The 19058-nt window shown below is 66.6% G+C and carries 16 protein-coding genes and 1 tRNA gene; 13 read left to right on the forward strand and 4 right to left on the reverse strand.

The genetic code is table 11. The features are described 5' to 3' along the window. The first annotated feature begins 162 nt into the window (after window positions 1–162). The 10 genes from infA (at window position 163) to AC07M9_RS09030 (ending at window position 9450) form a co-directional block, all read left to right on the forward strand. The gene (gene infA, locus AC07M9_RS08985) at window positions 163–414 is read left to right on the forward strand and encodes a translation initiation factor IF-1 (RefSeq protein ID WP_494883096.1); all 252 of its coding nucleotides are present in this window, start codon (window positions 163–165) and stop codon (window positions 412–414) included. After that, window positions 389–1027: a Maf family protein gene (locus AC07M9_RS08990; protein WP_494883097.1), complete on the forward strand. Its 639-nt coding sequence runs from the start codon at window positions 389–391 to the stop codon at window positions 1025–1027. The genes infA and AC07M9_RS08990 overlap by 26 nt, the downstream gene beginning before the upstream one ends. Further along, window positions 1020–1994, forward strand: coding sequence for a ribonuclease (locus AC07M9_RS08995; RefSeq protein ID WP_494883098.1), 975 nt, complete (start codon window positions 1020–1022; stop codon window positions 1992–1994). The genes AC07M9_RS08990 and AC07M9_RS08995 overlap by 8 nt, the downstream gene beginning before the upstream one ends. Next, entirely contained in the window at window positions 1991–2182 is a 192-nt protein-coding gene (gene yacG, locus AC07M9_RS09000; RefSeq protein ID WP_494883100.1) for a DNA gyrase inhibitor YacG, read from the forward strand. The genes AC07M9_RS08995 and yacG overlap by 4 nt, the downstream gene beginning before the upstream one ends. A gap of 121 nt (window positions 2183–2303) precedes the next feature. Further along, window positions 2304–2379 (forward strand) — tRNA-Phe (locus AC07M9_RS09005). A gap of 146 nt (window positions 2380–2525) precedes the next feature. Further along, window positions 2526–2732, forward strand: a complete 207-nt coding sequence (locus AC07M9_RS09010; protein WP_494883101.1) for a ParD-like family protein — start codon at window positions 2526–2528, stop codon at window positions 2730–2732. 1 nt (window position 2733) lies between these two features. Continuing rightward, window positions 2734–3492 carry a type I methionyl aminopeptidase gene (map, locus tag AC07M9_RS09015; RefSeq protein WP_494883102.1) on the forward strand — a complete coding sequence of 253 codons (759 nt, stop codon included), beginning with the start codon at window positions 2734–2736 and terminating at the stop codon, window positions 3490–3492. Window positions 3493–3633: 141 nt separating this feature from the next. After that, window positions 3634–4839, forward strand: coding sequence for an efflux RND transporter periplasmic adaptor subunit (locus AC07M9_RS09020; RefSeq protein ID WP_494883104.1), 1206 nt, complete (start codon window positions 3634–3636; stop codon window positions 4837–4839). 7 nt (window positions 4840–4846) lie between these two features. Next, a complete protein-coding gene (locus tag AC07M9_RS09025) occupies window positions 4847–8047 on the forward strand; it encodes a multidrug efflux RND transporter permease subunit (protein ID WP_494883106.1) in 3201 nt (1066 codons plus the stop codon). Then, a complete protein-coding gene (locus AC07M9_RS09030) occupies window positions 8044–9450 on the forward strand; it encodes an efflux transporter outer membrane subunit (protein ID WP_494883108.1) in 1407 nt (468 codons plus the stop codon). The genes AC07M9_RS09025 and AC07M9_RS09030 overlap by 4 nt, the downstream gene beginning before the upstream one ends. A gap of 201 nt (window positions 9451–9651) precedes the next feature. Here AC07M9_RS09030 and AC07M9_RS09035 read toward each other — a convergent pair whose 3' ends face one another. The 3 genes from AC07M9_RS09035 to AC07M9_RS09045 form a co-directional block, all read right to left on the reverse strand. Next, complete coding sequence (locus AC07M9_RS09035; protein WP_494883110.1) at window positions 9652–10692, reverse strand: NAD(P)H-dependent amine dehydrogenase family protein; 1041 nt, start codon at window positions 10690–10692, stop codon at window positions 9652–9654. Between the two features lie 128 nt (window positions 10693–10820). Further along, a complete protein-coding gene (locus AC07M9_RS09040) occupies window positions 10821–13016 on the reverse strand; it encodes a TonB-dependent receptor (protein ID WP_494883112.1) in 2196 nt (731 codons plus the stop codon). Window positions 13017–13183: 167 nt separating this feature from the next. Then, window positions 13184–14869: an MFS transporter gene (locus tag AC07M9_RS09045; RefSeq protein WP_494883114.1), complete on the reverse strand. Its 1686-nt coding sequence runs from the start codon at window positions 14867–14869 to the stop codon at window positions 13184–13186. Window positions 14870–15110: 241 nt separating this feature from the next. Between AC07M9_RS09045 and AC07M9_RS09050 the strand changes: the two genes are divergently transcribed. Together AC07M9_RS09050 and AC07M9_RS09055 are read left to right on the forward strand one after the other, a co-directional pair. After that, window positions 15111–16364 (forward strand): acetyl-CoA C-acetyltransferase, encoded by a 1254-nt coding sequence (locus AC07M9_RS09050; RefSeq protein WP_494883116.1) that lies wholly within the window; start codon window positions 15111–15113, stop codon window positions 16362–16364. A gap of 23 nt (window positions 16365–16387) precedes the next feature. Next, entirely contained in the window at window positions 16388–16891 is a 504-nt protein-coding gene (locus AC07M9_RS09055) for a MarR family winged helix-turn-helix transcriptional regulator (RefSeq protein ID WP_494883117.1), read from the forward strand. A 269-nt stretch (window positions 16892–17160) separates the two neighbouring features. Here the strand turns inward: AC07M9_RS09055 and AC07M9_RS09060 are convergent, their stop codons facing one another. Continuing rightward, window positions 17161–17469, reverse strand: a complete 309-nt coding sequence (locus AC07M9_RS09060; RefSeq protein ID WP_494883118.1) for a hypothetical protein — start codon at window positions 17467–17469, stop codon at window positions 17161–17163. A gap of 345 nt (window positions 17470–17814) precedes the next feature. On the opposite strand from AC07M9_RS09060, the gene AC07M9_RS09065 reads away from it, so the two are divergent. Then, window positions 17815–19044 (forward strand): CaiB/BaiF CoA transferase family protein, encoded by a 1230-nt coding sequence (locus AC07M9_RS09065; RefSeq protein WP_494883119.1) that lies wholly within the window; start codon window positions 17815–17817, stop codon window positions 19042–19044. The last annotated feature ends 14 nt before the right edge of the window (window positions 19045–19058 follow it).

The following is a 19058-nucleotide window of genomic DNA, read 5'->3' on the forward strand; positions in this document are numbered from 1 at the left end:
CTGTGCCCCCATTGCCTTGGCGTCTTCCTCGCCACAAGACGCGGCGCGGTATCATTTTGTCGCAATTGTCTTGCGCCGCCATGAACGGCGGAGGCTTCCATTTGCGGCGAGTCGTGGGTATGTCGCCCCGCGAGGTCCAACCAACACGGATTATGATCGCCGATGGCGAAGGAAGAACTCCTCGAACTGCGCGGCCGGGTTATCGAGCTCCTGCCCAACGCCATGTTCCGCGTCGAACTCGAGAACGGCCACGAGATCCTTGGCCACACCGCCGGCAAGATGCGCAAGAACCGCATCCGCGTGCTGGTCGGCGACGAGGTCCTCGTGGAACTGACGCCCTATGACCTCACCAAGGGTCGCATTACCTACCGTTTCATGCCTGGGCGCGGTGGCCCCGGTCAGTTTGGCAGTTGAGCTGCCTTCCGCCGGCGCGCCGGACCATTCAGAGGACTTCTCCATTCCACAGCTAGTCCTCGCGTCGGCCAGCCCGCGCCGCCGCGAACTGATCGCCCGTCTGGGGGTGGCGCCCTCGGCGGTCTCCGCCGCCGACATCGACGAGACCCCGCACCCGCGCGAAGTGCCCCGCGACTACGCGCGGCGCATGGCGAGCGAAAAGGCGCTGGCTGTCATCGCCCCCGATGCCCACGTCCTTGCCGGTGACACGGTGGTCGCCCTCGGCCGCCGCATCCTGCCCAAGGCCGAGGACGAGGCGACCGCCCGCGCCTGCTTCGCGCTGCTGTCGGGCCGCCGCCACCGCGTGCTCTCCGCCATCGCCCTCAAGGCCCCCGACGGGACGCTTCGGGAGCGGCTGAGCGAGACGGTCGTGCGTTTCAAGCAGCTCGATCACGATGAGGTCGAAGCCTATATCTCCGGCGGCGAGTGGGAGGGCAAGGCCGGCGGCTACGCCATCCAGGGCGCTGCAGAAGGCCTTATCGCATGGATTTCCGGCAGCCATTCGGGCGTCGTAGGCCTGCCGCTGTTCGAGACCCGCGCGCTGCTGCGCTCGGCGGGCTTCCAGATTGCCTGAATGGCTGGTCGAGGACGGGATCGGCGAAACCCGCGCGATCCTGGTCGAAGGCGGCGAGGTGCTCGCAGCCCGGCTCGAGTGGCCGGGGGCGCTCTCGGCGGGTGAAGTCGCCGACGCGGTCCTGGCCTCGCGCCGCGCGGGATCGAGCCGCGGCACCGTCCGCTTCGATTCGGGCGAGGAAGCGCTGGTCGACGGCCTTCCCGCAGATGCCAGCGAAGGCGCCCGCCACCGCGTGATCGTAACCCGCGCCGCGATGGCCGAGACTGGCCGTCTCAAGCGCGCGCAGGCCCGCGTCACCGACCTCGCGCCCCGCCCTGCCCCCGGCCTCGCCCAGGCGCTGCGGGCCGAGGGCCTGCCGGTACGCACCGTCCGCCGCTTCCCCGAAGACCCCTGGCCCGAGATCGTCGCCGAGGCACTCGATGGCTTGGTCCATTTCGACGGCGGTTCGCTGGTGGTCACGCCGACCCCGGCAATGACGCTGATCGACATCGACGGCGCCTTGCCCCCGCGCGCACTGGCGCTGGCGGCGGTGCCCGCGATCGCCGCATCGGTCGGCCGCCTCGACCTCGCCGGCTCGATCGGCATCGACTTCCCCTCGCTCGAGCGCAAGGACGACCGCCGCGCCGTGGACGAGGCGCTGGCCGCCGCGCTGGATCACTGGCCGCACCAGCGCACGGCGATGAACGGCTTCGGCTTCGTCCAGCTGGTCGCGCGGCTGGAGCGACCTTCGATCGCCCAGCGCGTCCGCGCGCACCCGGCCGGCGCCGCCGCGCGGCTGCTGCTGCGGCAGGCGGAGGCCGTCGCCGAGCCCGGCGTCCTGCTGCTCACCGCCCATCCCGCCGTGCGTGCTGCCATTTCCGATGCGTGGCTCGCCCAGCTCGCCCGCCGCTCGGGCCGCGCGCTGCGCTGGCATGAGGATCGCGCCCTTGCGCTCGGCGGCGGATTCGCGCAGGCGATCACCTCATGACGATATCCGGACGCAAGTGCCCCATCTGCGGCAAGCCTCGCTCGGAAGAGCACACCCCCTTCTGCTCGAAGCGCTGCCGCGACCGCGATCTGCTCCAGTGGCTGCAGGACGGCTACGCCCTGCCCGGCCCTCCAGCCGATCCCGACGTCGATCCGGACGCCTTTCCCGGCAATCCACAGGACGAGTGAAATTTCGGCCCCTTATTGAAAATTCATCGGCATTAGGGGGTTGCCAAGGCGCGCCGCCTTCGTCATAGGCCCGCTCCACCAACCGCTCGCCGGTCCTTTCGGGGGCCGCAGCCGAAGCGATGCCCGGGTAGCTCAGTTGGTAGAGCATGCGACTGAAAATCGCAGTGTCGGCGGTTCGACCCCGTCCCCGGGCACCACTTCTCCCCTCCGCGACAGATATTCCATTTTCGATCCTGGCACCGGCCGGGCGTTCGTTCGCGCGGGCCCGATTTGGGTGGCTGGCTTGAACTTGATATATGAAACGTATACGCTTCGTATATTACATAGTTCTTCCAGAGGCATCATGGGCATTGTCAAAATCGACGGCGAACTTCACGAGGAGGTCCGGCGCGCCAGCACGGTCATGTGCCGGTCGATCAACGCGCAGGCCGAGTTCTGGATGAAGGTCGGCATGCTGGCCGAGGCGAACCCCGCGTTGTCGTTCAACGATCTCATGAAGCTTCAACTCGAAGCCGCGCAGGTCTTCGTACCTCGCGTAGTGGCGGCCTGACATGGTCAAGACGCCAGACGAACTCACCCTCATGCGCACCTCGGGCAAGTTACTCGCCGCGGTGTTCGAGATGCTGGACGAGCAGGACCTCGCCGGGATGTCCACGATGGCGGTCAACGACCTGGTCGAGCGCTTCATCACGGTGGACCTTGCCGCCCGCCCCGCGAGCAAGGGGCAGTACGGTTTCAAGTACGTGCTGAACTGCTCGATCAACCATGTCGTGTGCCACGGCGTCCCCGACGCGGACGAGATCATCCGGGACGGCGACATCATCAACCTCGACATCACGCTGGAAAAGAACGGCTTCATCGCGGATTCCAGCAAGACCTATATCGTCGGGGAGACCCCGCCGGCGACGCGCCGGCTGGTGCAGGTCGCGCAGGAAGCCATGTGGAAAGGCATCCGGCAGGTCCGCCCGGGGGCGTACCTCGGCGACGTCGGCCACGCGATAGAACGGCATGCCAAAAAGAACGGCTACTCCGTCGTGCGCGAATATTGCGGTCACGGCATCGGCCGCGAGATGCACGAGGAGCCCCAGGTCCTCAACTACGGCCGGCCGGGCACCGGCGTCCGTTTGCGCGAGGGCATGGTCTTCACGATCGAGCCCATGGTGAACCAGGGCACCCGCATGGTCTCCACCGAAGACGACGGATGGACGGTCGTCACGAAGGACCGGAAGCTGTCCGCTCAGTTCGAACATACCGTCGCGGTGACGGCGGCCGGCGTCGAAGTGCTCACCCTGCGCGCTGATGGCACCTAACACCGGCGCTATCCCATCCCTATCGGCAACGGAATGGGCCATTTGACGGATGGTCGCAAATTGTCGCACCTGCGAAATGTGACCTTGCGAGGTTGCCGCATTGCTTCGATAGGACGAAGCAAGACCAACAAGGCGTGCGAATTGAAAACCCAGTCTCCCAATGGCCTCCGCTGGCGGCATCGCAGCCGCCTGCCGCTCCTTCTCGTCGCGGTTGCAACCCTTTGCGCGTGCTCGGGCGACGCAGGCAAGGATAACGAACAGAAGCCCGGCGCCGCCGTGGGCTACATCGTCGCATCGACGAGCACCGTCCCCGTCGGCGTGACCCTGAGCGGCCGCACCGTGGCGTTCGAGACGTCGGAAGTGCGCCCGCAGGTCACTGGCGTGATCCGCAGGCGCCTGTTCACCGAAGGCGCGCTGGTCAAGGCCGGCCAGCCGCTGTTCGAGATCGACCCCAGCCTCTACCGCGCCGCGGTCAACCAGGCGCAGGCCAACCTTTCCAGCGCCCGCGCCTCGGCGGAGGCGGCGGCCGTCAAGGCGGACCGCTACCGCCCTCTCGCCGACATGGAGGCCATCGCCAAGCAGGACTATACCGACGCGCTGTCCGAATCGCGCGTCGCCAAGGCCGCGATCGCCCAGAACGCCGCCACGCTAGATACCGCGAAGATCAACCTGCGCTTCACCAGCGTGCCGGCGCCGATCAGTGGTCGCATCGGCCGCTCGCTTATCACCGTGGGCGCCCTCGCCAGCGCCACCCAGGCCAATCCGCTCGCCGTGATCCAGCGCATGGACCCGATCTACGTCGACATGCAGCAGTCTGCCAACGAACTGACCGCGCTGCGCCGCAAGCTCGCGGAAGGCGGCGTGCTGGCCGGCAGCACCGACGTGCGCCTGCAACTCGACGGCGGCGCTGCCTATCCATTCACGGGAACAGTGCAGTTCTCCGAAGTGACGGTCGACCAGACGACCGGCACCGTCACCCTGCGGGCGCGCTTCCCCAATCCCGACGGCGCGCTGCTTCCCGGCATGTTCGTGACCGCCATGTTCGACCAGGCGTCCGATCCCAACGCGATCCTCGTCCCGCAGAATGCCGTCCAGCGCGACTTCGACGGGACGGCCTACGTCATGCTCGCCGGCCCCGACAACAAGGCGGTGCGCCGCAAGGTCACCGCCGACCGCACGTACGGCACCAGCGCCGTGATAACCTCGGGCCTCAAGAAGGGTGACAAGGTCATCGTGCAGGGCCTCAACGGATTGCGCCAGGGCGCCGCCATCAAGGCCGTAGCCAGCACTTCGGAGCAGAAGGTAGCCCCTCCGCCAGCCGGCGGCGCCGCCAGGAAGGGCGGCTGAGCCTTACATGTCGCGGATATTCATCGACCGTCCGATCTTCGCCTGGGTGCTGGCGATCATCGTCATGCTCGCCGGCCTCGGCGCGCTCAACTACCTGCCCAACGAGCAGTACCCGGACATCGCGCCGACCCAGGTCAATATCCGCGCGAACTACCAGGGCGCCTCGGCCCAGACGATCGAGAACTCGGTCACCCAGATCATCGAGCAGCAACTGACCGGTATCGACGGCCTGCTGTACTTCAGCTCTTCGTCGAGCAACCGCGGCCAGGCCAGCATCAGCGCGGTCTTCGCCAAGGGCACCGACCCGGACATCGCCCAGGTCCAGGTCCAAAACAAGGTCCAGTCGGCGCTGCCCCGCCTTCCGCAGACCGTCCAGGCGCAGGGCGTCACCGTCACCAAGTCGAACCCCGACCAGTTGCTGCTCGTCGCGGTCTACGACGAGACCGACACCCGCTCGAACCAGGACGTGTCGGACTATCTGACCTCGAACATCCAGGACCCGCTTTCGCGCGTCCAGGGGGTCGGCGACGTCAACGTGTTCGGCGCGCCCCATGCGATGCGTATCTGGCTCGACCCGCGCAAGCTCGCGTCGGTTGCGCTGATGCCCAGCGACGTGACATCCGCGATTACCGCGCAGAACACCGAAGTCGCCGCCGGTGAAGTGGGCGGCCTGCCCGCCCCCGCCGACCAGGCGATCAACGCCGTCGTCACGGCCGGATCGCGCCTGCAGACCGAAGCCCAGTTCCGCAACATCGTCCTCAAGACGAACCCCGACGGCTCCGCCGTGACGATCGGCGACGTCGCCCGGGTCGAGATCGGCGCGGAAAGCTACAGTTCGGTCAGCCGCGTCAACGGACACCCGGGCGCCGGCATCTCGATCTCGCTCTCGCCGGGCGCCGACGCGCTCGCCACCGCCGAGGCGGTGAAGGCCAAGGTCCAGGCGCTGGCATCCGACTTTCCCGATGGCGTGAAATACATCTACGGCAGCGATTCCACCGACTTCATCAAGCTGTCGGTGGAAGAGGTCGAGAAGGCGCTGTTCGAGGCGATCGTCCTCGTCGTGATCGTCATGTTCGTGTTCCTGCAAAGCTGGCGCGCCACGCTGATCCCCGCGATCGCGGTTCCGGTCGTGCTGCTGGGCACCTTCGCGATCTTCTATCTCGCCGGATTCTCGATCAACACGCTGACGCTGTTCGGGCTGGTGCTCGCCATCGGCCTGCTGGTCGACGACGCCATCGTCGTGGTCGAGAACGTCGAGCGCCTGCTGGAAGAAAACCCCGGCATGTCGCCGCGCGAGGCAACGATCAAGTCGATGGAGGAAATCCAGACCGCGCTCGTCGCCATCGCCCTCGTCCTCTCGGCAGTGTTCCTGCCGATGGCGTTCTTCGGCGGATCGACCGGGGTGATCTACCGCCAGTTCTCGCTGACGATCGTTGCGGCCATGGTGCTCTCGGTGCTCGTGGCGCTGATCCTCAGCCCCGCGCTGACGGCCACCCTGCTCAAGACCAAGGTCCCCGAGCACGAGCGCGAACCGAGCTGGGTCGAGCGCAAGCTGCCCTGGCTGGCGCGCGGCTGGGAGAAATTCCACGTCTGGTTCAACACCGGCTTCGAACGCGTTACCGATGCTTACGGCCGCCGGGTGGAGCGCGTGGTCGAGCACAAGTGGCGCTGGCTCGGCCTGTTCGCGGTCACCTGCGTCCTGACCCTCGTCATGTTCCAGCGCTTGCCCACCGGCTTCCTTCCCAACGAGGACCAGGGCAACATCATGGTGCAGTGGCGCCTGCCCGCCGGTACGCCCCGCGCGCGTACCGAAGAAGTGCAGCACCAAGTCGAGAAGTACTTCATGACCTACGAAAAGAACAATTTCGCAGGCATGTTCACGATCTCAGGTGGCGGCCAGGGCGCGGCCGGCCAGAACAGCGGTCAGGGATTCGTCAACCTGACGAACTGGTCGCAGCGGACCGACTCCAAGGACAGTGCCGACGCCATCGCCAAGCGCGCCGCCGCCGCCTTCCACGGTCTTCGCGACGCACAGGTCTTCGCGCTCGTACCCGGCTCGGTGCGTGGTCTGGGCACGTCGTCCGGCTTCACCCTGGAGTTGCAGAACGCCAACGGCCTGAGCACCGAAAAGTTCGCCGAGGCGCGCGACAAGCTGCTTGCCGCGGCCAACGGCAATGCGCAGCTTTCGGGCGTGCGCCTCAGCAACCTGCCCGATGTGTCGACGCTCAAGATCGACACCAACACCCGCGCCCTTACCGCCTACGGTCTGACCCCGGCCAACGTGAATTCCACACTGTCGACGGCCTGGGGCGGCTCCTACGTCAACGACTTCATCGACAAGGGCCGCGTCAAGCGCGTCTACGTACAGGGCGATGCGCAGTTCCGTTCGCGTCCCGAGGACCTTGCCCAGTGGTTCGTACGCGGCTCCGACGGGCAAATGGCGCCGTTCTCGGCTTTTTCGACGATCGGCTGGTCGACTGCTCCAAGCTCCACCTCGCGCTTCAACGGCTTGCCCGCGTTCGAATTCTCGGGCGACGCGGCATCGGGCGTGAGCTCGGGCACGGCGATGAACACCATGGAAAAGCTGGCCTCGGACATCCCCGGCGTCAGCGTCGCCTGGGCCGGTTCGTCCTATCAGGAGCGCCTTTCCTCCGGGCAGGGGCCGGTACTCTATGCGCTGTCGCTGCTGGTGGTGTTCCTGTGCCTCGCCGCGCTTTATGAAAGCTGGTCGATCCCGGTCGCGGTCATACTCGTCATCCCGCTCGGCCTGCTGGGCGCGATCGCCTTCGTGACGTTGCGCGGGCTGGAGAACGACGTCTACCTTCAGATCGGCCTGCTCACCACGATGGGCCTTGCCGCCAAGAACGCGATCCTGATGATCGAGTTCGCCGAACAGGCCGAGCGGCAGGGCAAGCGCGTCATCGACGCCGCGCTCGAAGCCGCACGCATCCGCCTGCGCCCAATTCTTATGACCAGCTTCGCCTTTATCTTCGGCGTGCTGCCGCTGGCGATGGCGACCGGCGCCGGTGCCAACAGCCGCGTTGCCATCGGCACCGCGGTGGTGGGCGGCATGCTCACCGCGACGCTGCTGGCGATCTTCTACATTCCGCTGTTCTTCGTGATCGTGCGCCGCTCCGTGCGTGACGGTCTCGCCAAGGCGCGTGAGAAGCTGCGCGAACGCCGCGCGCGCGCGGGAGACACCGCATGACCTCCCTGTCGCGGCTGCTGACCGCCGCTCTTCCCGCCCTCGCGCTCGGCGCCTGTTCGCTGGCGCCTAAGTACATCGCCCCGGTGCCGCCCGTGCCTACGTCGTGGCCCGTCGGCGATGCCTACCTCGCGCAGAGCGAAGCCGCGCTGCCCCTGGTGTCCTACACGCAGATCTTCCGCGACCCGCGCCTGCAGTCGCTCGTCGAGCAGGCGCTCGCCAACAACCGCGACCTGCGTGTCGCCGCCGCGAACCTCGCCGCCGCCCGTGCGCAGGTCCGCGTCACGCGCGCAAACCAATTCCCAGCGGTAGGCGTGAGCGGCTCTGCCACCGACAGCGAGACCGGTGGCGGCTTCGGCCAGAACGGCATGAACTATGCGCTGCAGGGCGGCATCTCGAGCTTCGAGCTCGACCTGTTCGGCAAGCTCGCCAATGCCACGCAGTCCCAGCGCGACACCGCGCTGGCGACCGAGGCGGCGGCGCGGACCGTGCGCCTCGGCCTCGTCGCTGACCTTGCCTTTGCCTGGGCGACCTATGCCGCCGATCGCGACCTGCTGACCATCGCGCAGTCCACCGCCACCAACGCGACCGACAGCGTCCGCCTGTCCACCGCGCGCCTCAGGGGCGGGGTCGCCGCGCGGACCGAACTTCGCCAGGCCGAACAGGTGCTCGAGACCGCCAATGGTGATGTCGCCTCACAGAAGGCGCTGCTCGCGCAGGACATCAACGCCATCCGCCTGCTGGTCGGCGCTGATTTCGACCAGGCCCTGCTTCCCGCCGGCATCGACGAGGTCAACGCCAGCCTTTCGCAGCTTCCCGCCGGTACCGGCACGCAGGTCCTGCTGCGCCGCCCCGACGTGGTGCAGGCCGAATACGAACTACGCGCCGCCAACGCCGACATCGGCGTCGCACGCGCGCAGTTGTTCCCCTCGATTTCGCTGAGCGCGCTCGTCGGCTTTGCCAGCACCTCGCTCTCCTCGCTGTTCGACGGAGCCTCGCGCACCACGACGCTTGGCGGCGATGCCAGTTGGTCTATCTTCAACGCCGGCGGCGTGAAGGCCAATGTCGACGTCACCAAGGCGCAGCGCGATGCGGCGCTGGCGACGTACGAAAAGGCGATCCAGACCGCGTTTCGTGAAGTGGCCGACGCGCTCGCCGACCAAGGGACGCTCGCCGAGCGCCTGCGTGCGGCGGCGGCGTTCACATCGGCCGCGCAGGATACCGCGCAGCTGACCGAGGCCACCTACCGCCGCGGCATTACCAGTTCGCTCGACAACCTGGATGCCCAGCGCAGCCTCTACGCGGCGCGCCAGGCCGAGATTGCCGTACGACTGCAACAGGCAAGCAACCGGGTAACGCTGTACCGCGTGCTCGGCGGCGACCAGGCGACGACGGCGGGACAGTAAAGCAGGTCTCGACCGAGCCGTTCAGTTCAGACCCGCTGGCGAACTGTTGATTCCCCCACCCGTCGTCCTCCCCCCGAAGGCGGGGCTCCGCTTCCTCGCGCCTTGGGAAAACAAGCGGGGTCACCGCCCACGCGGGGAAGAGGGAGTTGGGGGAGCATATTGCCAACCAACCAACCGCCACGAACGGGCCTATCTGATGACTTATCCGAAGAGCGGCACGATCTGCGGCAGGTCCACGGTGGTGCGGATGCCCGGCGCGGCGGCGCAGACGGCGGGGATGGCGTTGACCGGCCGGTGTGCGGTCAGCCCTGGGGTGTAGGCGGCATAGTCCTCTTCCGAGACCGGGAAGTAGATATCGACCTTCACCGGGGTATCGCCCTCGGTGGTGATGCGCCAGCCGGATTCGCGCAGCGCCCAGTCGTCCTCGATATCGGCGGTCACGTACCAGTTGGCGCGGAAGCGCAGGACCGGGCGGCCCTGGTGCTTGCAGGTGATCGTGGTGCGCATGGCCCCCACCGTGCCCGCCGGGACCTTGCCTGCGGCGATGTCGAGGTCCTGTTTCGTGGCCGACAGTTCGCCGACCGCCTCGATGTCGTCGCAGGGCAGGCCGATGGCCTCGGCGATCTGCGACAGCGAGCTGCCGAAGTCGCCCTTGAGATGTTCGGCGCGGCGCTGGTCGAACGGTCCCATGGGCTCGGCGAAGCCCATGATCTGGAACAGCATCTCGGGCGAATTGCGGCTGGAGACGTCGGCATATTCGTCGATCGTCAGCAGCCCGTGCTCGCGCTGGAGCGAAAGTAGCGGAATCGCCAGCGCCTCGGTGACGAAGCCAGGGCTCGAGCCGGTCGAGTAGATCGAGGTGCCGCCCTTCGCGCAGGCCTCCTCTATCCGGGCGCGCTTGGCGGCGTCCATCAGCGGTGGATAATGGAAATCACCGCGCGTGGTGACCACGTTCTTGCCCGAGGCAAGCAGCGCGCAGAGCGCATCGTAGTCCGTGCCCTGCGGCATGAACACCACGCAGTCGGCGTCGAGCGCGACAATCTCGTCGAGCGAATTGGTCGCCTTCACGCCGGTTTCGGCAAGGCCCGCGAGCTCGCCCGCATCCTTGCCGAACTTGTCCGGCGAGCTGACCCACAGGCCCACCAGTTCCATGCGCGGATGCTCGATCACCGTGCGCAGCGCGCGGCTGCCGACGTTGCCCGTCGCCCACTGGACGACGCGCCAGGTCTTGTCTTGTGCCATCAGCTCTCTCCCTCGTCCCATACGACAGGCGCCGCGCCGGGTGTCCCGGGCGGCGCTGCCTTTGCGTCATTTGCTCAAGCCTCTGCGCACCAGGCAATCCCCGGGTGGGAACCCCCGGTGCGTGACCCTCAGAACTTCACGCCCGCCTCGATCCCGTAGATCGCCGGCTTGTTCCAGTTCGCGCCGATGCCGAAGCTGGAGTACTGGGCCTGCGTCAGGTAGCGGCTGTTGGTGACGTTATCGCCGAAGAGCGCGACGTAGAACTTGTCCTCGGGCGCGCTCCATTGGGCGCGCAGCGCCAGAGTGGCGAAGCTGCCCTGCTCGAACTGGATGCCCGAGGGGCCGAAGAAGAGCTTCGACGAATAGGACAGGTTGCCCGACAGCGCGAGTTCCCCGCCGGCCAGTTCCGCCTCGTAGCGCGAGCCGACGAATGCGGTGAACTCGGGTGTGCGCTGCATCGTCACGTTTTCGAGCGTGGTGGGCGCCACCACGAACGTCACCCCGCTGGCCGCACAACCCGCAGCCGTCGCCGGATCGAGTTCGGCGCAGCGCACGTAAACGGGCGCATCGTTGAACTTCTTGTAGCGCGCATGGACCCAGGAACCGCCGGCGGAAAACTGGAAGGCCGGGCTCACCTGGTAGCGCACCGATCCTTCGAGACCGTAGATCTCCGAGGTCGCAGCGTTGATGATTTCCGCAGTGCCGGTACGGAAGATCGAGACCTGCAGGTTCTTGTAGTCGTAGTAGAACGCCGCGCCCTCGAACGAGAGGCCGCGCGCCTCGTACTTGAAGCCCACTTCGTAGGCGTTCACGTCTTCGGGCTTGACATCGTTGCAGGTATAGTTGGTGAGCGCAATCTGGCACGATCCGCCGACGTCGGAGATCGCCGCCTTGTAGCCCTTGGTGAACGAGGCGTAGATGCTGGTCTGGTCGGTCGGCTTGAAGCGCACCACGACGCGCGGGGTCAGCTTGTTGTTCGAAATGTCGGGAACCGGCATTTCCACCGCGGTGAACTGCTGGTTCCAGTAGGCATCGACGATCTTGTCCTTGGAGTACCGCGCGCCGGCCGTCACGAACAGTTGGGGCGTGATCTCGTAGGTGGCATCGAGGAACGCCGCGTAGCTCTTTACCGTCGTGCTCGACCCGCCGAGGCGGATGCGCGAATTGGCGTCGTTGCCGAAGTTGTCTAGGTAAGTGAGGTAGGTGTCAGTGTTCTCGAAGTAGAACAGGCCGGCGGTCCACTGCAGCTTCGGCCCCGCCTTCGAGGTCAGCAGCAGCTCCTGGCTCCAGGTCTCGTTGATGTTGGGCAGGCCGAGCTGGAAGATGTCGGCGCCCGAATAGTCGAGGTCCTGCGAGGCGTTGGCCTTTTCGCTGCGGTACTGGCTGTACGACGTGAGGTTCGCAAAGCCGACGTCGGCGGTGATGGTCCCCTGCACGACATCGCTGTTCGAGCGGAAGAACTCCCCGACCGAGCCAGTGGTGATCTTGTTCTTCGCGGTCGTGAAGGGGCCGGCGAAGCCACCGAACGGTGCGCCAAGCCCGAAGTCCTTCGTGTCGAGCGTCGAGGCCAGCAGCGGCGATGGATCATCCGTGCTGCCGTGCTTGTAGCGCAGCAGGACTTCGACGTTGTCCGAAAGCTCGGCCTTTAGGCCGAGGCGCACCGACCAGTTCTCGTACTCGCCGACGCGCTTGCCGGTAACGGCTTCGTGCTGCCAGCCGTCACCGCGGCGATACTGCCCTTCCACGCTCAGCGCCACGCGGTCGGAGATGACATAGTTGGTGAAGGCCTCGGCACGGGCCTCGTTGTAGCGGCCGTAGCTGACCCGGCCCTCGAAGGCATTGCCGTTGGTGGACGGTGCGCGCGTGGAGACGAGGATCGCGCCGCCGGTGGTGTTGCGGCCGAACAGCGTGCCCTGCGGCCCCTTGAGAACCTGGATGGAGTCCACACTGATGAGGTCGAAGTCAGCGGCGAGAGGGTTGGGCGAATAGAAGCCATCGACGTAGATACCGACATTGCCGCCGCCGCCAGAGGTGGTGACCGCAGTGCCGATGCCGCGAATGGTCGGCTGGAAGAAGCCGCCCGCGAAGTCGAAGCGCAGCGCCGGGGTCACCTTGCCGATATCGGCGAGCTGCTGGACGCTGGCGGTTTCGAGCGCGTCGCTGGTGAGGTTGGTGATCGAGATCGGCACGTCGACCTGCGCTTCGGCGCGGCGCTGGGCGGTGACGATGATCGCACCTTCGTCAATCGAAGCGGTATCCTGCGCCTCGGCCTGCGCGAAGGCCGGCAGCGGTGCCAGAGCCGACAGCCCGACCAGCGCGAGCATGGACGTGCAAGTCCTTGAATTTTTCACAGTTTTCCCTCCCAGGGTTGCTTTTACCGCCCCTTATACGGGAGCTTTGGCCGCGTTCCAGATTTGAACTGGACAGGTGTCAAAATATCGCAGTCGCAGATTTACGCAACCACTCTTGGGAACGGCGTGCTCAGGTGCCTTCAGGGCGCGATATACCCGACGGTTTCCTGCTGCGGATCGTAGGATTCCGCTTTCCAGCGCACCGACCCGAACGGCCGTTCGAGGCGGCGGCGCACACGGCGGCCATGATGGCTGCGGTTGAAGCCGTCGGCCTGCGCCTGAACGTCGAAATCGGACTGGGTGTAGCGCCCCCGCATGCGCAAATAGTCGCCCCAGGTCGGGCAGTGGTATCGCTCGGTCCACAGCGCGGGGTTCTCGATGTCCCGCGCAATCGTCCAGTCGAACGCGCCAATGCGCTTGCGCACCTTCTGCATCATCGTCATGACTGCGTAGAACTCGCGCGCGCGGTCGGGATCGACGTCGTACTCGACTTCGACGACCACTGGTCCTGAACGCAACGTCAACGCCAGCGAAGCTGCGGGTTCGTGCCCGATCTCGACCGAATCCATGTCGGCCTCCGGGTCCTTGGCGACCGGCAGCAGCACGCCGAGCAGCGAACTCGCCCCGACAGCGATGCCCGAGGCGACCAGCGCGAAGGCGACATCGTGCGCGGCGGCCACGGTGCCCCATACCCAGGCGCCGATGCCCACGCCGGCGGTGATCGCCGAGGAGAACAGCGACAGCGCCCGCGCCGTCACCCAGCGCGGCGCGGACAACTGCACCGTCACGTTGAGCATCGCCACGGTCAGGATGTTGCAGGCACCGACGATCAGGAACGCGATGCAGCTCAGCACCAGCGAATGGCTGAACCCGATCGCCACCAGCGCAACGCCGGTCCCGACCGCGAACAGGCGCAGCGCCCACTCGGTCGAGATCGCCGCGCGGATCTGCGCCACGAACAGCGCGCCGGCCACCGCTCCCACGCCCTGCGCGCCCAGCAGGATGCCGAAGGTCGCAGCGTTGCCGGCAAGCAGGTCCTTGGCGATCAGCGGCGCCAGCGCCGAGGCAGTGGCTGTGGTGAAGCCGAACACCATGACCCGCAGCAGCGCGGTGCGGACCGAAGGCGCGTGGAGCGCATAGCGCGCACCGGTCAGGATCGCACGGTCGATCCGCTCGGGCGGCAGGCGCGAGGGGATGTGCCTGCGCTGCCAGAAGAAGAACGCGGTCAGCAGCGGAATGTAGAGCAGCGAAGTCATGCCGAACACGGCCTTGACCCCGTAGAGGACGACGATGACGCCGCCCAGCGCAGGGCCAAAGCTACGCGCGACGTTGTAGCTGATCGTCCCCAGCGCCACAGCCGCAGGCAGGTGCCCGCGCGAGACCTGCTCGGGGATAGAAGCCTGCCAGGACGGCGAAAACAGTGCCACGCCTCCGCCTATCAGCACGCAGAAGCTCAGCAACACCCAGGGCGTCGTCAGACCGAGGAACGTGATCGTCGCCAGCACTGCCGCGCTGATCGCGCTGAAGGCGAGGCCCGTCATCGCGATGCGGCGCCGGTCGAACATGTCGGCGATGGCGCCGGCCGGCAGCGTCACCAGCATCAGCGGGATCATCATCGCGGTCTGCACCAGCGCGACCATGCTCGGTGAATTGCTCAGCCGGGTCATCTCCCACTGCGCGCCGACGCCCAGGAACAGCTGCCCGAAGTTCGAGAACAGGCTGGCGATCCAGATGTTGCGGAACGTACGTTCCCTCAGCGGTGCGAACGCCCCGCCGCCGGAGTCGCCTGTTCCCGGCTCCCGTTCGGCCCCTGCACTGCCCGCCATGGCCACTTCGTTCCTTGTTATCTTGTTGGCAGACGATCTTGTCCGCCGCGCCGCGCCCGTCAAGCCGGGCATCGCGAAGACGATCGATTGACGTGGAGGACTGCCGCACCAATATACTAACCAATGTTAGCAATCGCTGCGGCGATAGGGCCGGGCCGCCCGATTGCAATTCGCCGGGTGCCCCCGCATGACCCTTTCAAAATGGCGCTTTGCCGCGCGATCGAACTCCAGGAGACCCCTTGTGACCGAAGCCTATATCATCGATGCCGTGAGGACTCCGCGTGGCCTTGGAAAGATGGGCAAGGGCGCGCTGTCGCAGATGCACCCCGAGCACCTGTCCGCGTCGGTCCTCGCCGCGCTGAAGGAGCGCAACGGCTTCGACACCGCCGAAGTGGACGATGTGATCTGGGGCGTCTCCGCCGCCATGGGCCAGCAGGCTGGCGATATCGGGCGCATGGCCGCACTCGACGCCGGTTATGACTTCAAGGCCGGCGGCGTCACCCTCAACCGCTTTTGCGGGTCGAGCATCACCTCGACCAGCCTCGCTGCCGCGATGATCAAGTCGGGCATGGCCGACCTCATGGTCGCGGGCGGCATGGACATGCTGTCCTACGCCGGCATGTACGGCGCCAAGATGCGCGAGGCCGGCCTCGGCAGCCCCGGCATGGGCGCGGGCAACCCACGTCTCCAGGCCAAGCACCCGCAGTCCAACCAGGGCGTCGCCGCCGACGCCATCGCCGCGATGGAAGGCATCACCCGCGCGGAACTCGAAGCGCTCGGCGTCGAGAGCCAGCGCCGCGCCGCGCTCGCCATCGCCGAGGGCCGCTTCGACAGGTCGACCATCGTCGTGAAGGACGACGACGGCAACGTGATCCTCGACCACGAGGAATACCCCCGCCCCGAGACCACCGCCGAGAGCCTCGCCGGGCTCAAGCCCGCGTTCGAGATGTTCTACAACATGCCCTCGGCGCCGGGCGGCAAGACCTATGTCGAGCTGATCAACCAGGTCTATCCAGACGTAGACATCAAGCCGATCCATCACGTCGGCATCTCCTCGGGCGTCGTCGACGGCGCCTCGGCGATCCTGCTGGCGTCCAAGGACTATGCCGATGCCCACGGCCTCAAGCCGCGCGCGCGCATCGTCGCCATGGTCGAAACGGGTGACTGCCCTACGCTGATGCTCAACGGCCCGGTGCCGGCCGCGCGCAAGGCGCTGGCCAAGGCGGGCCTCACCGTCGCCGACATCGACGTCTTCGAAGTGAACGAGGCTTTCGCCGTGGTCGTCGAGAAGTTCATCCGTGACCTTGACCTCGATCGCGCTAAGGTCAATCCGAACGGGGGCTCCATGGCGCTCGGCCACCCGATCGGCGGCACCGGCGCGATGCTCATCGGCACCGCGCTCGACGAACTGGAGCGGACCGGCGGGCGGTATGGTCTCATCACCATGTGCGCAGCGGGCGGCATGGCCCCAGCGATCATCATCGAGCGCGTCTGACGGCGCCCAACAAGGAGCAATGCGTGGCCACCGAGGCAGACAATAAGGCGGCGGACAACAAACCGGCGGGCAAGATCAGCGACCCGTTCAACATGCGCGACGAGAGCCCGACCCGTCAGGTGGGCCTGCGCATGACCATCGTCGCCCGGATGCAGCGCAACAACTTCGACCGCAAGGTCGCCGCTCTCAACGTCACCCGTTCGCAGTGGGCGATGATCGCGATCGTCGCCCGCTATCCGGGTTCGACCCAGCGCACGATCGCCGAATACCTCGAGATGTCGGAGGCTTCGGCCGGCCGCCTGATCGACCGCCTCTGCGCCGACGGCCTGCTCGAGCGCCGCGACCGCCGCGACGACCGCCGCGCCCGCGCGGTCTACCTGACCGAACAGGCCAAGCCCCTGCTCGACCAGCTCGGCGTGATCGCCGCCGAGAGCGAGCGGCGCATGTTCGCCGGCTTCTCCGACGAGGAAGTCACCCAGCTGCTCGATTTCATGACGCGCATCTACGAGAACGTCAGCCGCGGCTGAGGGGCTCGGGGCCTCTTACCTTCATTCGTCATCCCCGCGCAGGCGGGGACCCATCTCGTGACCTGGCCCGTCGAGGCGGCGCCAGTTGGGTCCCCGCCTTCGCGGGGATGACGAGGATTGGGGAGCCCTCGGGCATGACAATAAGCGGTGCGGCATGCCCCACCTTCGCTCGACGCGAACTGACTTTTTGGTCGCCTCCCCGCAGCGCAAACGAAAAGGGCGGCGCCATCGACACCGCCCTTTCCTGATTTGAAAGCTTTTTGAAAAGCTTACTTCGCCGAAGCGATTTCCTTCTTCGACAGCGACGAGGTCACCTTGCCGGCGACGTCGCTCAGGCTCGAAGCCGGGACGGTCACGAGGCGGCCGTTGAGGATGACCTGCGGGTTGCCCTCGGCAGTGACGCGGTAGATCGGCGCGATGCGGAAGCCGTCGGCGGCATAGAGCATCTTGCCGGCGTTGAGCGCGACGGGCGAGGCAGCTTCTTCGGTCACTTCACGGACCTGGGTGGTCTCGGCGAAGGCGACGGCCGGAACGGCGGCGACAGTGGCGAGGGCGATGATGGCTGCGAACTTCTTCATGGTGTGTCTCCTGATCTGCGAACCTGGCGTAGTCGGTGTTTCGAACTTACTAAGCTAAGTTAGTATCTCCAAGTGCATGGGTCAATTGCAATTGTTGCAACTGCGAACGCAGTTTGATCAACGTTATCGCTGCTGCGGCATTTCCCCCCAAGCCACCTTCCCTCGACCGCTAAATCCCCGGAAACGCTGGGTCCTGGAGCCATGATCGTCCGCACGATGGGGTCGCCGGTTGATCCTCCCCGGCTTTGCGCGCACATCGAACAGACCGCGGAACCGGCTGAAAAGCGGACCGCATTCGAAAATCATGCAATCGAATCACAAGATAACGACAGGGACTGGCAGCAGATGTCGACAAAGGTCATGGAGGGCGTGCGCGTCCTCGAAGTCGCACAGTTCACCTTCACGCCCGCCGCCGGCGGCGTGCTGGCCGACTGGGGCGCCGACGTCATCAAGATCGAGCATCCGGTGCGGGGCGACACCCAGCGCGGCTTCCTCAACATGGGCGGCGTCACGCTCGACCCGCTGCGCCACACGCTGTTCGAACACCCCAACCGCGGCAAGCGCAGCGTCGGCATCGACCTCTCCACGCCCGAGGGCCAGGAAGTGCTCTACGAACTGGCGAAGCAGTGCGACGTGTTCCTGACCAACTACCTCCCGCAGGTGCGCCAGAAGAACAAGTTCGACATCGAGCACATCCGCGCGGTCAACCCGAACATCATCTACGCACGCGGCTCGGCGCTGGGCAACAAGGGCCCCGAGCGGCTGGTCGGCGGCTTCGACGGCACCTGCTTCTGGGCCCGCAGCGGCGTCGCGTACTCGATGACGCCCGAGGAACTGGGCGCTCCGCTCTCGCAGGGCATCCCTGCCTTCGGCGATTCGATCGGCGGCATGTTCATCGCCGGCGGCATCTCCGCCGCGCTCTACCACCGCGAGAAGACCGGCGAGGCGACCGAACTCGACGTCTCGCTGCTGAGCGCCGCCGCCTGGGCCTCGGGTGCGCTGATCGCGCAGGTCGCCGAGACCGGGGTGCTCACCCGCAACCCGATGCCGGGATCGGGCGGCGCCGCGCGCAACCCGTTCATGGGCAACTACCAGACCTCCGACAACGGCACGATCAACCTCTGCACGATCTCGCCCACCGGCCACATACGCAGCCTGTTCGAGCACATCGGCGTGCCCGAGGCCGCCGACGACCCACGCTTCTCCGAACCGCGCCCGCTGTTCGAGAATGCCGGCGCCGCCAGCGACATCCTGGTCAAGGCGTTCGGCGCCCAGCCCTTCGCGTACTGGCGCCAGCACCTCAAGACCTACTCGGGCCAGTGGGCCCCGGTGCAGAGCTTCCACGACCTGCTGACCGACGAGCAGGCGCTCGCCAACGACATGATCCTCGAGGTCGAGGGCGCCGACGGCGGCGCCCCGCTCAAGCTGGTGCGCGGCCCCGTGCAGTGGAACGGCGAAGCGACCGAGACCACGCGCTCGCCCCAGGCTTCCGAGCACACCGAACTCGTGCTCATGGAAATGGGCATCGAGTGGGACAAGATCGAGGAGTGGAAGGCCAAGGGCGCGATCGCCTGAGGCTTTCGAAGCTC

The organism is Novosphingobium sp. GW821-FHT09E05 (assembly GCF_059416165.1).

Bases quoted from the DNA above. Each gene is read 5' to 3' on its own strand.
- AC07M9_RS09040 (WP_494883112.1), bottom strand. From the start codon at position 13,016: ATGCTCGCGCTGGTCGGGCTGTCGGCTCTGGCACCGCTGCCGGCCTTC.
- AC07M9_RS09010 (WP_494883101.1), top strand. From the start codon at position 2,526: ATGGGCATTGTCAAAATCGACGGCGAACTTCACGAGGAGGTCCGGCGC.
- infA (WP_494883096.1), top strand. From the start codon at position 163: ATGGCGAAGGAAGAACTCCTCGAACTGCGCGGCCGGGTTATCGAGCTC.
- AC07M9_RS09060 (WP_494883118.1), bottom strand. From the start codon at position 17,469: ATGAAGAAGTTCGCAGCCATCATCGCCCTCGCCACTGTCGCCGCCGTT.
- AC07M9_RS09045 (WP_494883114.1), bottom strand. From the start codon at position 14,869: ATGGCGGGCAGTGCAGGGGCCGAACGGGAGCCGGGAACAGGCGACTCC.
- AC07M9_RS09030 (WP_494883108.1), top strand. From the start codon at position 8,044: ATGACCTCCCTGTCGCGGCTGCTGACCGCCGCTCTTCCCGCCCTCGCG.
- AC07M9_RS09025 (WP_494883106.1), top strand. From the start codon at position 4,847: ATGTCGCGGATATTCATCGACCGTCCGATCTTCGCCTGGGTGCTGGCG.
- AC07M9_RS09065 (WP_494883119.1), top strand. From the start codon at position 17,815: ATGTCGACAAAGGTCATGGAGGGCGTGCGCGTCCTCGAAGTCGCACAG.
- AC07M9_RS09035 (WP_494883110.1), bottom strand. From the start codon at position 10,692: ATGGCACAAGACAAGACCTGGCGCGTCGTCCAGTGGGCGACGGGCAAC.
- yacG (WP_494883100.1), top strand. From the start codon at position 1,991: ATGACGATATCCGGACGCAAGTGCCCCATCTGCGGCAAGCCTCGCTCG.
- map (WP_494883102.1), top strand. From the start codon at position 2,734: ATGGTCAAGACGCCAGACGAACTCACCCTCATGCGCACCTCGGGCAAG.